This window comes from Bacillus sp. AR13-1 (assembly GCF_008042285.1).
GTDB classification, from domain to species: Bacteria; Bacillota; Bacilli; order Bacillales; family Bacillaceae_G; genus Bacillus_A; species Bacillus_A mycoides.
Genome location: NZ_QNUA01000022.1, coordinates 102,682 through 116,539, shown reverse-complemented (window position 1 = coordinate 116,539; position 13,858 = coordinate 102,682). Strand labels below are relative to the sequence as shown.

General features: G+C 37.5%; 13 protein-coding genes and 2 other annotated features. Of the genes, 9 read left to right on the top strand and 4 right to left on the bottom strand.

All coding sequences use genetic code 11. The features are described from left to right. The first annotated feature begins 158 nt into the window (after positions 1 to 158). Positions 159 to 1,055, top strand: coding sequence for an RCC1 domain-containing protein (locus tag DN408_RS18030; RefSeq protein ID WP_002126777.1), 897 nt, complete (start codon positions 159 to 161; stop codon positions 1,053 to 1,055). Positions 1,056 to 1,279: 224 nt separating this feature from the next. Here the strand turns inward: DN408_RS18030 and msrA are convergent, their stop codons facing one another. Further along, a complete protein-coding gene (gene msrA, locus DN408_RS18025; RefSeq protein ID WP_002126778.1) occupies positions 1,280 to 1,816 on the bottom strand; it encodes a peptide-methionine (S)-S-oxide reductase MsrA in 537 nt (178 codons plus the stop codon). A 90-nt stretch (positions 1,817 to 1,906) separates the two neighbouring features. After that, positions 1,907 to 2,665 carry an SDR family oxidoreductase gene (locus DN408_RS18020; RefSeq protein ID WP_002126779.1) on the bottom strand — a complete coding sequence of 253 codons (759 nt, stop codon included), beginning with the start codon at positions 2,663 to 2,665 and terminating at the stop codon, positions 1,907 to 1,909. 258 nt (positions 2,666 to 2,923) lie between these two features. Then, positions 2,924 to 3,169: a binding site (T-box leader), on the top strand. A gap of 67 nt (positions 3,170 to 3,236) precedes the next feature. Next, positions 3,237 to 3,475 (top strand) — a binding site (T-box leader). Between the two features lie 151 nt (positions 3,476 to 3,626). Between DN408_RS18020 and ilvE the strand changes: the two genes are divergently transcribed. From ilvE to ilvA, 6 genes are read left to right on the top strand one after another with little or no spacing between them, the layout of a single operon-like run. Continuing rightward, positions 3,627 to 4,526: a branched-chain-amino-acid transaminase gene (gene ilvE / locus DN408_RS18015; RefSeq protein ID WP_002168658.1), complete on the top strand. Its 900-nt coding sequence runs from the start codon at positions 3,627 to 3,629 to the stop codon at positions 4,524 to 4,526. Positions 4,527 to 4,548: 22 nt separating this feature from the next. Then, positions 4,549 to 6,264 (top strand): acetolactate synthase large subunit, encoded by a 1,716-nt coding sequence (gene ilvB, locus DN408_RS18010; RefSeq protein ID WP_002126786.1) that lies wholly within the window; start codon positions 4,549 to 4,551, stop codon positions 6,262 to 6,264. Beyond that, positions 6,261 to 6,491, top strand: a complete 231-nt coding sequence (locus DN408_RS18005) for an ACT domain-containing protein (RefSeq protein ID WP_002126787.1) — start codon at positions 6,261 to 6,263, stop codon at positions 6,489 to 6,491. Before ilvB ends, DN408_RS18005 begins: the two co-directional genes overlap by 4 nt. A 14-nt stretch (positions 6,492 to 6,505) precedes the next feature. Further along, on the top strand, positions 6,506 to 7,513 hold the full coding sequence (gene ilvC, locus DN408_RS18000; protein ID WP_078178612.1) for a ketol-acid reductoisomerase: 1,008 nt from the start codon (positions 6,506 to 6,508) through the stop codon (positions 7,511 to 7,513). Positions 7,514 to 7,559: 46 nt separating this feature from the next. Beyond that, positions 7,560 to 9,233, top strand: a complete 1,674-nt coding sequence (gene ilvD / locus DN408_RS17995; RefSeq protein WP_002012150.1) for a dihydroxy-acid dehydratase — start codon at positions 7,560 to 7,562, stop codon at positions 9,231 to 9,233. 32 nt (positions 9,234 to 9,265) lie between these two features. Further along, positions 9,266 to 10,528 (top strand): threonine ammonia-lyase IlvA, encoded by a 1,263-nt coding sequence (gene ilvA, locus DN408_RS17990; RefSeq protein WP_002012149.1) that lies wholly within the window; start codon positions 9,266 to 9,268, stop codon positions 10,526 to 10,528. Between the two features lie 99 nt (positions 10,529 to 10,627). On the opposite strand, the gene DN408_RS17985 is transcribed toward ilvA, so the two are convergent. Beyond that, positions 10,628 to 10,855, bottom strand: a complete 228-nt coding sequence (locus tag DN408_RS17985; protein ID WP_012260734.1) for a hypothetical protein — start codon at positions 10,853 to 10,855, stop codon at positions 10,628 to 10,630. Positions 10,856 to 10,907: 52 nt separating this feature from the next. Then, the gene (locus DN408_RS17980) at positions 10,908 to 12,011 is read right to left on the bottom strand and encodes a CapA family protein (RefSeq protein WP_002126792.1); all 1,104 of its coding nucleotides are present in this window, start codon (positions 12,009 to 12,011) and stop codon (positions 10,908 to 10,910) included. A 213-nt stretch (positions 12,012 to 12,224) separates the two neighbouring features. On the opposite strand from DN408_RS17980, the gene DN408_RS17975 reads away from it, so the two are divergent. Both DN408_RS17975 and DN408_RS17970 read left to right on the top strand, forming a co-directional pair. Continuing rightward, positions 12,225 to 12,944: a DUF554 domain-containing protein gene (locus tag DN408_RS17975; RefSeq protein ID WP_000236011.1), complete on the top strand. Its 720-nt coding sequence runs from the start codon at positions 12,225 to 12,227 to the stop codon at positions 12,942 to 12,944. 14 nt (positions 12,945 to 12,958) lie between these two features. Next, positions 12,959 to 13,825: a GNAT family N-acetyltransferase gene (locus DN408_RS17970; protein WP_002126793.1), complete on the top strand. Its 867-nt coding sequence runs from the start codon at positions 12,959 to 12,961 to the stop codon at positions 13,823 to 13,825. Positions 13,826 to 13,858 lie beyond the last annotated feature (33 nt).

Here is a 13,858-nt window from a genome sequence, read left to right as displayed (position 1 = left end):
GAAGACCTCTAGTATTTAAACTGGAGGTTTTTATTTTTGAAGAAGAAGTAATAGGTTCCTTTGGAGATGTAGATTTATAAAAAAGTTAGTTCATTTATAATGAAATTTGATGAAAATATCTATTTAGATACAGTTGCTTATATGCAAGGAGGTAAAACATGAATTACATTTCACCGAAAGAAGAGGTGTTAAAAGTGAAACGGTGGCCTAAAGATACGATAGCGGCGGGTCGTGGTCATACCGTTGCTCTTAAATCAGATGGCACGGTGGTAGCAATGGGACGAAATAAAGAAGGTGAATGCCATGTAAGCGGCTGGTGTAATATTGAAGCAGTCGCAGCGGGCAATGTTCATATGGCGACGAACACGGGTAATGCTCATACAATCGCTCTTAAATGTGATAATACTGCGGTTGCAGTGGGGTGGAATAAGCATGATCAATGTGATGTAAACGACTGGCATAATATTGTATCGGTTGCGGCGGGCTGGCGTCGTACCTTTGGCCTGAAACCGGATGGCACGGTGATAGCGGTGGGACGAAATAAAGAAGGAGAATGCAATATAAGTAGCTGGCGTGATATTGTGGCGATAGCGGTGGGTGACTGGCATACAGTCGGTCTTAAATTGGACGGAACGGTGACGACTGTGGGTAATAATCGGTATGACCAATGCAATGTAAGTAGCTGGCATGATATTGTGGCGATAGCGGCGGGATATCTTCATACAGTTGGTATTACATCTGACGGTATGGTGACGGCTGTGGGTAATAATAAACAGGGTCAATGTGATGTAAGAGAGTGGCGCAATATTGTGGCAATAGCGGCAGGGAGTAATCATACAATCGGACTTAAATTAGACGGTACCGTGGTGGCAGTGGGCTGGAATGAGTATGGTCAATGTAATGTAAGTGATTGGCGCGATATTGTAGCGATAGCGGCTGGTTGTGCGCATACGGTCGGACTTAAATCAGACGGCACGGTGGTCGCGGTAGGTAATAATGAATTTGGCCAATGTGATGTAGGTAACTGGAACGGTATTCGACTGCCGGTTAATTAGTTTTAACGACTGGATGATTCAACCATTTTATTAGTTTTAATATTTGTTGATGAGGAATAAAAATATTAAAATCTCAATAAATCGTTAGTACTATTATTCTATTCTAGGAGTAATTATGGCGTAAGATATGTAGGAAATGATCAAACGTGAATTTGCTGAATAAGAATCCTTTTTCAAAGATAAAAACGCATCGCACTTTAAAAAGAAAGCACGATGCGTTTTTATTATTTTTTTTGCCAATTTTCTTTTATAAAGTCTTCACGGCCAGATTCTTTTTGCTCGTTAGCATATTTCTCTGGATTCTTTTTATAGAAATGTTGGTGGTACTCTTCTGCTTCATAAAAAGGTGCAGCAGGAAGAATTTCAGTCACAATAGGATCTTTAAACATACCGCTTTCTGCTAGAGTTTGCTTCGATTTTTCTGCAAGCTCTTTTTGTGTTTCATTATGATAAAAAATTGCTGTGCGGTAAGAGGGACCACGGTCAAAGAATTGTCCGCCATCATCAGTTGGATCGATTTGCGGCCAATATAAATCTAGTAATTTTTGATAAGGAAAAATAGAAGGATCGAATGTAATTTGTACAACTTCTAAATGTCCAGATGTTCCAGTCTTTACTTGTTCGTATGTTGGGTTTTCTACATGACCACCTGCATAGCCGGAAAGTACTTTTTGAATACCGGGAAGCTCATCAAATGGTTTTACCATGCACCAAAAACAACCGCCTGCGAAGGTTGCGAGTTCGTATGTTTTTTCAGACATTGCTGTAATCCTCCTAAATGTATATGTTTTATATAGTATTATATAAATTGTTTTATTGCGCAATAAAAAAGATTTGAAAATATATGTTTTTTATAAACAAGATCCTCCGCTAACATCAATTAATTGTCCAGTAACCCAGCGGCTGTCTGGAGAAGCAAGAAAAGCAGCAGTATCGGCAATATCTTCTACTTCACCTAAGCGATTGAAGGCGGAAATAGTAGTAGCGTACTGTTTCATCATTGGGTCGCTCAATAGTTCTGCGTTCATATCTGTTTTAATAAAGCCTGGAAGTATTGCATTTACTGTTATTCCTCGTGCTCCGAGTTGTTTTGCAAGCGTGAAAGTCATCGTGTTAATTGCACCTTTCGTCATACTATATGCAACGAAATCAGGCAAAGAAATGCGGGTGGCAGCTGATGAAATATTAATAATTCGGCTATTATCACGTAAACGTGGTAGTGCTTGTTGAATGATAAAGAATGGTGCTTTTGCATTTACTGAAACCATTCTATCAAAAAATTGTTCAGTCGTTTCTTCAATAAAAGCACCAGGACCGATTCCAGCGTTGTTTATTAAAATATCAAATTGTGTTCCACCAGTTCTTTTTTGTAATTCGTTATCTAAAGAAATATACAGGTTGTCTACACCGTGTAAAGATTCAAGATTTGCACCGATAGAAAAAGCTAATCCGCCATTTGATTGAATTTCATGAACAGTTTCTTCAGCATCTTCTTTTCGATTTCCATAATGAACAGCAACTAATGCACCGTCGTTTGCTAACCGTTTTGCGATAGCACGCCCAATTCCTCGGCTTGCTCCTGTAACTAATGCTATTTTTCCTTTTAACATAGTTTTCTCATCTCCTCATAAATTTTATATGTTTTTAAGTTGTTTTTCTTTATGTAGTAATGCGAACATACTTAAGTAATATATGAGTATGTGTAAGAAGTTCATTCCGATTTTGTTTTGAGAAAAAACAAATAGATTTCTAGTGAATAGAATGAATTTTAATTTTTTTCTAAAAACATGTTGACAATGAAAAGAACCGCGTCCTATAATACGTGTAACAAATAAAAGTGAATTAAGAATTTTCTAACTTTATATGTTGTATATGCAAAGAAGAGGAAAGTAGATGATTATGGTCGTTTCAGAGAGCTACTCCTAGGCTGAGAGAGTAGTAGCAATCGAATCATTGAAGATCACCTCGGAGCATCGCTTGCGAAAGGGAAACTGAGTAGAGGGCGGCGGCATCGTCTCCGGTAAAAGGACGGAGGTCTGATTGGACCTATGAAGCTTATATTTCGTGAGAAGTATAAGGAAGCTGAGTGGTAACGCGAAACTCTCGCCTCAGCAATCAAAGCTACTAATTTGTAGTAGTTGATTGCTGAGGCGAGAGTTTTTATTTTAAAAAATAGAATAAAAGAATGCGAGGAAGAGGAGAGTAAATGATAAAGATTGTTTCAGAGAGCCGCCCAAAGGCTGTGAGGGTGGTAACAATTGAATCATTGAAAATCACCTCGGAGCACTGCTTTTGAAGTTAGTAAAAAGTAGCGGAGTTGTTTCCGATAGAAAAACAAAAGTCTAATTGGACTTGCAGAGCTTATATTTCGTGAGAAGTGTAAGGAAGCTGAGTGGTACCACGAGTCTCTCGTCTCAGCAATGGATTGCTACAAGTGTGTAAGTAATCGATTGTTGAGACGAGTATATTTTTAAGGTTAGTATACTGAATATTCTGTTAAAAATACTCATCTCAGCAATCGATATAGAAATAGATTGCAAAAACAGAGATAAAACAGAGGAGCGATGTGAGATGGGAAACCAGTCCATCTATATGAATGGGGAATTTGTAGAGAAAGAAAAGGCAGTTGTTTCAGTATATGATCACGGTTTTTTATACGGAGACGGTGTATTTGAAGGGATTCGTAGTTACGGAGGAAATGTATTTTGTTTAAAAGAACATGTGAAACGATTATATGAATCGGCGAAATCTATTTTACTTACAATTCCAATGACGGTAGATGAAATGGAAGAAGCAGTTGTACAAACATTGCAAAAAAATGAATACACGGATGCCTACATTCGATTAATTGTTTCAAGAGGAAAAGGTGACTTAGGGCTTGATCCGAGAAGCTGTGTGAAACCGAGCGTAATTATCATTGCAGAACAATTAAAGTTATTCCCTCAGGAATTTTATGATAATGGACTAAGCGTTGTGTCTGTTGCATCAAGACGTAATACGCCAGACGCATTAGACCCACGCATTAAGTCAATGAACTATTTAAATAACGTGCTTGTAAAAATTGAAGCGGCACAAGCGGGAGTGCTAGAGGCTCTTATGTTAAATCAACAAGGATATGTTTGTGAAGGGTCTGGAGATAATGTTTTCATTGTGAAAGATGGAAAAGTGTTAACACCTCCTTCGTACTTAGGGGCGCTAGAAGGTATTACGAGAAATAGTGTGATTGAGTTATGTGAGCGTCTAAGTATTCCATGTGAGGAAAGGCCATTTACTCGCCATGACGTATATGTAGCAGATGAAGTGTTTTTAACAGGAACTGCAGCGGAACTAATTCCTGTAGTGAAAGTAGATTCAAGAGAAATTGGAGATGGAAAACCAGGAGATGTAACAAAAAGATTAACCGAAGAATTTAAAAAATTAACGAGAGAAAGAGGAGTACGTGTTCCAGGATTGGCGGCAAGTTTAGCGTAAATAGGGAGAGGAGTTAATTAAAATGGAGGAACAGTATACAGCATGTGATGAACTGCAGAGTGAAGAAGCTACAGGTGCTGGACACGTTATTCAATGTTTGAAGAAATTAGGTGTAACGACCGTTTTCGGTTATCCAGGCGGAGCGATTTTACCAATATACGATGCGTTATACGAAAGTGGTTTAAAGCACGTGTTAACTCGTCATGAACAAGCTGCAATTCATGCAGCGGAAGGATATGCGAGAGCTTCTGGAAAGGTTGGGGTAGTCTTTGCTACCTCTGGCCCAGGGGCGACGAATTTAGTTACGGGTTTAGCAGATGCTTATATGGATTCGATTCCTTTAGTTGTCATTACAGGGCAAGTTGCAACGCCTTTAATTGGTAAAGACGGATTTCAAGAAGCGGATGTTGTCGGAATTACAGTACCTGTTACGAAGCATAATTACCAAGTTCGTGATGTAAATCATTTATCACGAACTGTGCAAGAAGCTTTTTACATCGCCGAAAGCGGGCGACCGGGACCGGTATTAATCGATATTCCAAAAGATGTTCAAAATGCAAATGTAATATGTTTCTTTAATGAAGAAGTGGAGATTCCAGGATATAAACCAGAACCTTTGTCAGACAGTTTGAAACTGAGGGAGGTAGCAAAATCAATTTCAAAAGCAAAACGCCCACTCCTTTATATCGGGGGAGGCGTCATTCATTCAGGCGGATCTGAAGAACTCATCAAGTTTGCGAGGGAGAATCGTATTCCAGTCGTTTCAACTTTAATGGGACTGGGTGCATATCCGCCGGGAGATCCGTTGTTTTTAGGAATGCTCGGTATGCATGGAACGTACACTGCAAATATGGCAGTAACAGAATGTGACTTATTACTGGCGTTAGGTGTTCGTTTCGATGATCGTGTAACAGGAAAATTAGAACTTTTTTCTCCGCATTCGAAAAAAGTACATATTGATATTGATCCTTCTGAGTTCCATAAAAATGTAACTGTAGAGCATCCGATTGTTGGTGATGTGAAAAAGGCGCTACATATGCTATTACATATGTCTATTTATTCACAAACAGATGAATGGCTTCAGAAAGTGAAGAAATGGCAAGAAGAATATCCACTTTCATATAAGCAAAAAGAATTTGAGTTAAAACCACAGCATGTTATCAACTTAGTAAGTGAATTAACGAATGGTGAAGCGATTGTCACGACAGAGGTAGGACAGCATCAAATGTGGGCTGCTCACTTTTATAAAGCGAGAAAACCACGGACTTTCCTAACATCAGGGGGATTAGGGACGATGGGATTTGGTTTTCCAGCAGCAATTGGTGCTCAGCTTGCAAAAGAAGAAGAACTTGTCATCTGTATTGCTGGTGATGCTTCTTTCCAAATGAACATTCAAGAGCTGCAAACAATTGCTGAAAATAATATTCCTGTCAAAGTATTCATCATAAACAACAAATTTTTAGGAATGGTAAGGCAATGGCAAGAAATGTTTTATGAAAACCGTTTGTCGGAATCGAGAATTGGGTCACCAGATTTTGTGAAAGTAGCAGAAGCTTATGGTGTAAAAGGGCTAAGAGCAACAAATTCGTTTGAGGCGAAAAAGGTAATGCTAGAAGCATTTTCTCATGAAGGTCCTGTCGTAGTTGACTTTTGTGTAGAAGAAGGTGAGAACGTTTTTCCGATGGTTCCGCCAAACAAAGGGAATAACGAAATGATTATGAAGAGGTGGGAAGAATGAGTCATACTTTTTCATTAGTTATTCATAACGATCCGAGCGTCTTATTACGTATAAGCGGAATTTTTGCTCGGCGTGGTTATTATATTTCTTCTTTAAGCTTAAACGAAAGAGATACAAGTGGTGTTTCTGAAGTGAAACTAACAGCAGTTTGTACTGAAAATGAAGCAACGTTACTTGTCAGTCAGTTGAAAAAATTAATCAATGTACTGCAAGTAAATAAATTATAAGGAGTGTATGGAATATGAAAACTTATTATGAGAAAGATGCAAATTTAGAGCTATTAAAAGGGAAAACAGTTGCGGTAGTCGGATATGGATCTCAAGGTCATGCACAAGCACAAAATTTACGAGATTCTGGTGTGGAAGTTGTAGTTGGTGTTCGCCCTGGTAAGTCATATGAAGTAGCAAAAGCTGATGGATTTGAAGTAATGTCTGTTTCAGAAGCGGTTCGAACCGCACAAGTTGTACAAATGTTATTGCCGGATGAACAACAAGCGTATGTATATAAAACAGAAGTAGAAGAGAATCTTCGTGAAGGACAAATGTTACTTTTCTCACATGGTTTTAATATTCACTTCGGACAAATTAATCCGCCAAGTTACGTAGATGTAGCGATGGTCGCGCCGAAAAGTCCAGGTCATCTCGTTCGCCGTGTATTCCAAGAAGGAAATGGTGTCCCAGCATTAGTCGCAGTGCATCAAGATGCAACGGGAACAGCATTAAGTGTAGCACTAGCGTATGCAAAAGGTGTAGGTTGTACACGTGCAGGTGTAATTGAAACGACATTCCAAGAAGAAACAGAGACAGACTTATTCGGTGAGCAAGCAGTACTTTGCGGAGGAGTAACAGCACTTGTGAAAGCTGGTTTTGAAACGTTAACGGAAGGTGGATATCGTCCTGAAATTGCATACTTTGAATGTTTGCATGAATTAAAGTTAATTGTTGATTTAATGTACGAAGGCGGATTAACGAATATGCGTCATTCTATTTCAGATACGGCAGAGTTTGGAGATTATGTAACAGGATCGAGAATTGTTACAGATGAAACGAAGAAGGAAATGAAACGTGTTCTTACAGAAATTCAGCAAGGTGAATTTGCGAAGAAATGGATTTTAGAAAATCAAGCAGGGCGTCCAACGTATAGTGCGATGAAAAAAGCAGAACAAAATCATCAGCTAGAAAAAGTAGGAGCAGAGCTTCGTGAAATGATGAGCTGGATTCATGCACCGAAAGAATTAGTAAAGAAATAGATTAATAGAGTATAAGTGAAAAATATGTAAGAAGGGATTTGACAAGATGAGAAGTGACATGATTAAAAAAGGTTTTGATAAAGCTCCGCATCGTAGTTTATTAAAAGCAACTGGTTTAAAAGATGAAGATTTTGATAAACCATTCATAGCAATTTGTAATTCTTTTATTGAAATTATTCCAGGTCATAAGCACTTAAATGAGTTTGGGAAACTTGTTAAAGAAGCAGTACGTGCAGCAGGCATGGTTCCATTTGAATTTAATACAATTGGAGTAGATGACGGTATTGCGATGGGTCATATCGGTATGCGTTATTCGCTTCCGAGTCGTGAAATCATTGCAGATTCAGTAGAAACGGTTGTAAATGCACACTGGTTTGACGGAATGATTTGTATTCCAAACTGTGACAAAATTACACCAGGTATGATGATGGCTGCACTTCGAATAAACATTCCAACTGTTTTCGTTTCAGGTGGTCCGATGGCAGCGGGGAAAACATCTAAAGGGGAAGTTGTCGATTTAAGTTCTGTTTTTGAAGGGGTAGGAGCCTATCAATCTGGGAAAATTTCAGAAGAAGAATTAAAGGATATTGAAGATCATGGCTGTCCATCTTGTGGTTCTTGTTCCGGTATGTTTACAGCGAACTCTATGAACTGTTTATGTGAAGTGTTAGGTTTAGCTCTTCCTGGTAACGGGAGTATTTTAGCGATTGATCCAAGACGTGAGGAGTTAATTAAACAAGCAGCAGAAAAATTAAAAATTTTAATTGAAAGAGATATTAAACCACGCGACATTGTAACAGAAGAAGCAATTGATGATGCGTTTGCACTTGATATGGCGATGGGTGGATCAACGAATACAGTATTACACACGTTAGCACTCGCACAAGAGGCGGGGTTAGATTACGATATGAACCGCATTGATGCAGTTTCAAGACGTGTACCGCATTTATGTAAAGTAAGTCCAGCTTCTAATTGGCATATGGAAGATATCGATCGCGCAGGCGGGATTAGTGCAATTTTGAAAGAGATGAGCCGAAAAGAAGGGGTACTTCACCTTGATCGTATAACTGCTACTGGGCAAACATTAAGAGAAAATATTGCTCATGCAGAGATTCAAGATAAGGAAGTTATTCATTCTCTAGAAAATCCTCATAGTGAAGAAGGAGGATTACGTATATTAAAAGGAAACCTTGCGAAAGACGGAGCGGTTATTAAAAGCGGAGCAACAGAAGTAAAACGATTTGAAGGACCTTGCGTTATTTTTAATTCACAAGATGAGGCGCTTGCCGGCATTATGCTTGGGAAAGTTAAGAAAGGAGATGTAGTTGTTATTCGCTATGAAGGACCAAGAGGCGGACCTGGTATGCCGGAAATGTTAGCACCAACATCAGCAATTGCTGGTATGGGATTAGGAGCAGATGTTGCACTTTTAACTGATGGTCGCTTCTCTGGTGCTTCACGTGGTATTTCGGTAGGGCATATTTCACCAGAAGCAGCAGCTGGCGGAACGATTGCACTTCTTGAACAAGGAGATATTGTATGTATTGATGTTGAGGAACGCTTGTTAGAAGTGAGAGTTAGTGATGAGGAATTAGAGAAGCGTAAAAAAGGGTGGAAACGACCAGAACCAAAAGTGAAAACTGGGTGGCTTGGACGTTATGCACAAATGGTAACATCGGCGAATACAGGTGCAGTTCTGAAAATCCCGAATTTTGATTGAGCCAATATAAAAAGAGATAAGGATGATATAAAATGGTGCAAAATGTAAAGGAGAGAGTGAAAATTGAAGATATCTTAATGGCTCATAATTGCATGAAAGATATCGTTATTAAAACACCGTTACAACGAGATTCAGTTTTATCTGAGAAATATGAATGTGACGTATATGTTAAGCGAGAAGATTTACAAGTTATTCGTTCTTTCAAAATTCGTGGTGCGTATAATTTAATTCAAAGTTTACCGAAAGAAAAGTTACAAAATGGTGTTGTTTGTGCAAGTGCTGGTAATCATGCACAAGGAGTTGCTTATACGTGTAATTTATTGAAGATTCCGTCAAAAATTTTCATGCCGACAACGACACCTAAGCAAAAAGTATCACAAGTTGAATTTTTCGGTGGTGATTTCGCAGACATTGTATTAGTTGGTGATACATTTGATAGTTCTTTCCAAGAGGCGCAGCGCTATTGTGTAGAAAATAGGATGACATTTGTACATCCGTTTGATGATCCGTATGTCGTTGCTGGTCAAGGAACAGTCGCTGTTGAAATTATGCATGATATGGAGAAACCAGTTGATTATATATTTACAGCAATTGGCGGTGGTGGATTAGCATCTGGTATTGGTACATATGTAAAGGGGGTTAGTCCTACTACAAAGGTAATCGGTGTAGAACCGATGGGAGCTGCATCTATGAAAGAAGCTTTTCTTCAAAATGAAAATGTTGCATTAGAAAAGATTGATAGTTTTGTTGATGGAGCAGCTGTTAAGAAGGTAGGAAAGTTAACTTTTGAAACATGTAAAGATGTAATTGATGATATTGTTTTAGTACCGGAGGGAAAGGTTTGTACAACGATTTTAGAACTGTATAAGAAAAATGCGATTGTAGCAGAGCCAGCTGGTGCGCTTTCTATTGCGGCACTTGATCTATACAGAGATGAAATAAAGGGAAAAACAGTTGTATGCACGTTAAGTGGTGGAAATAATGATATTGATAGAATGCAAGAAATGAAAGAACGATCCCTTATTCATGAAGGATTAAAGCACTATTTCATCATTGAATTTCCGCAACGTTCAGGAGCACTACGAGAGTTTCTTGATAAAGGATTAGGACCGGAAGATGATATTACTCGCTTTGAGTATATTAAGAAACATAATAAAGAAAATGGTCCAGCTTTAGTGGGGGTAGAATTAAAGCATAAGGAAGACTATGAAGCTTTAATTACTCGTTTTCAAGAAAATAACATTCAATTCGTGGAGCTTAATAAAAATCCTGTGCTGTTTGATTTACTTATTTAATAAAAGAAAAGAGTTCACATACAATTCTACTTGAAATAAAAAAGGTAGATACAAGCGGAGGGAAATCCTGCTTGTTCTATCTTTTTTATTCTTTGAAAGTTAAACGAAATACGCTCCATATTCAAGAAGGATAAAGCTAGTTAACCAAAAAAGTATTGCAATACGAATGATTACATACATTGTAAATTCAAAGGGAGTAAGTTTTCTCTCTCGCTTTATTTTTCTTAGAAGTCTAACAGAAAAAAATGAACATAAAAGCAGGATCGCTATAGATATTTTATACACGTTTTCTAACAGACTTATATTTTCTAATAAGTTTTTCAGCATATTCATCACCTATCCCGTAATGTATGTTACAGAGAAATGAATCTCGTGCTGTTTAGTTGCGTTTGTTTATTATTTTCCCAGTGTCATCAATTTCTACATCAGTTGAAACCGTTTGTAAATATTGCAGTGCTTTTTTCTTTTCTTCTTCATTTACAGGAGAAACTTGGTTGTTGCGAATGATGTAAGGATTGAATGACATTTGGACATCCTTACCTTTAAAGGTTAAAGTTAATACGCCTGTTTCGGCACTCTTTCCATTTACATAATTCGGGAATAAAAAGTTTCCTAACGAGTATGCGATAGGAACTTTATTGTAATACTCAAATCCTTGTAACCAATGCGGGTGACTTCCAACGATTGCATCAGCACCCGCCTCTACCATTTTCGGAACATATTGTTTCTGGTATTCTATTGGGCGATTAGATTTTTCGACGCCCCAATGCATATAGACGATTACATAATCAGCATCTTTCTTTTGCTCTTGAATCGTTTTTGTTACAAGATCTAGGTCATATCCGTTTGCAACGCCGGGTTTATTGTCACCAGCTACCCAATTAAAGTTGGGCATAAAGCGTACAAAGGAAAGAAATTTAAACTTTTTTCCTTTTACAGTTAGTTCACGAGCAGTATAAGCATCTTCAGCATTTTTTCCGGCTCCAGTGTAAGGTAGTTTTAATTTTTCGACGTGAGAAATGGTGTCTAGTAGTCCATCTTGCCCATAATCAAGCGTATGGTTATTGCCAATGTTCACGATGTCATATCCGGTGTTTTTAATGGCTTGTAGTGTGGATGGATCACTTTTAATCCAAAATTGTTGCCCAGGTACTTTTTTTTCTCTCGTTGTAAATGCTGACTCTAAATTAACAAAAGAAATATCAGCTTTCGTTATTTCTTCTTTTACGTGTTGGAAAGGATAATCAGCCCCATTTTTTTCGATTACGGGACGTAATTGCCAATCGAACATTGTATCACCAGAGAAGGTGAGTGTGATTTCAGGGTCTTCGGTTTTCTTTTCGCTTTTTGAAGCTGTTTTACTAGATTTGTTTTGCATATCAGGTTTGTCTTTCGCTTTTGAAATAAAAGAGTAGTTGATTAATAAAACAATTGGTGTAATGAAAAAGGCTATTAACAGAAATCGTTTTAGTAAAGTTTTCATAAATACCTTCCCTTTTGAGTTTATCCCGCAATTAGATTAACAATGAATCTACTAAAGGCAATCGGTCTTTGTATAGTTACAAAAAAATAGCGGGTTATGTAGTGAAAAACGTTTGTTAATATTCACAATATTACGTTAACATATAGGTAACCTGTAAATCAATGTATAAACCAAAATATAGAAATAAAGAATTCGAAGGGTGAAGAATGAGAAATGGTTATATTAGGAGCAGTTGTAAATGGGATTTGTATTATATTTGGTACTTTACTTGGTAAATTATTTAGTGCGATTCCAGAAAGTATGAAGGGAACAATTATGCATGCAATTGGTTTAGCGGTTACTGTACTTGGACTTCAAATGGCATTAAAAAGTGAAAATTTTCTTGTTGTCATACTAAGTTTAGTTATTGGTACGGTAATCGGAGAATGGCTACAATTAGAAGAAAGGTTAAAACTGTTAGGGGATTGGCTAGAAAATAAAGTTGGATCGAAAGGGAAAGGGAGCATATCAGAAGGCTTTGTAACAGCCACGCTTATTTTTGCAATCGGAGCGATGGGGATACTTGGTGCATTGGACAGTGGGATTCGCGGAAATCATGATATTTTATTTACAAAGGCGATTATCGATGGATTCATTTCTATTATATTAACGACAACTCTAGGAATTGGCGTAGTATTTTCAGCGATTCCAGTGATTTTATATGAGGGAGGTATTGCAGTTTTTGCAACACAAATTAATAGTTTTGTTCCAAAAGAATTAATGAATCAATTTATAGTGGAAATGACGGCTACTGGCGGTATTATGATATTCGCAATCGGATTAAACTTACTTGGATTTATTAAAATTAAAGTGGCAAATTTACTTCCAGGCATATTAATGGTTGGAGTAATTGTTTCTATTATATACGGTTATGGTTTGATAATAAGTCATTAGGGGAAGGGATATAGATGATGGAATTCCAATTTACAAAACGTGCATATAAAATATTGGAGATTGCAGCAGAAGAGGCTGAGTGTAGTAAAGGTATTATCCATCCAGTTCATCTATTTATAGGAGCTTGTAAGGAAGGTACTGGAGTTTGCGCGGAGTTACATATGTATTTATTTCACACGGTGGGTATGGATTTTTTAGCAAAGATATCGTTACTCCAACAATATTATGCAAATGAAATAGAATACATAAATGTTGGGGAGTTTAAAGTTTCAAATAAGACGATAGAAGTTTTAAAAGTAGCGAAGAAACGGATGGAACGTTTTCAGCAAATAGTAATAAATGAAGGGCATGTTTTATATGCAATTTTTCAAGGGGATACAGTTATTGATAAGGTTATAAGTGAAAAGATGAAAAAAGATCTATTGCAAATTACATCTGAACCAAGAGACTTGACGGTTGCATTAACAATATTTGATCCTATTTGTAATAGTTTAAGCTGTAATATTAGAAAAGCGATCTCTTCTGATTTTGAAAAGTTGGCACGTTTTGTTAAGGATGAATTTGGTGAGCGTTGGTTAAAATCTTTAGATTATGGATTTCGGACATATAAAGAAGAGTTACCTATTTTTATTGCTGAACAAGGAGGAGAAATCATTGGTTTCGCTTGTTACGATGTTGTGAGAGGAAAGAAAGGGTTGTTTGGCCCGATGGGTACAGCGAAACATAATCGTGTGAACGGTGTTGGGAAGACGTTATTGAATCATTGTTTATATAACATGAAGAAAAGCGGATATGAGTATGCAATTATAGGACAAGCAGGTCCGATTGAGTTTTACGAGCGATGCTGTAATGCACGTTTAATACCCATAGGAGATAATTAACTCTATCCCTTTGCAAAGAATGCAAAGGGATAG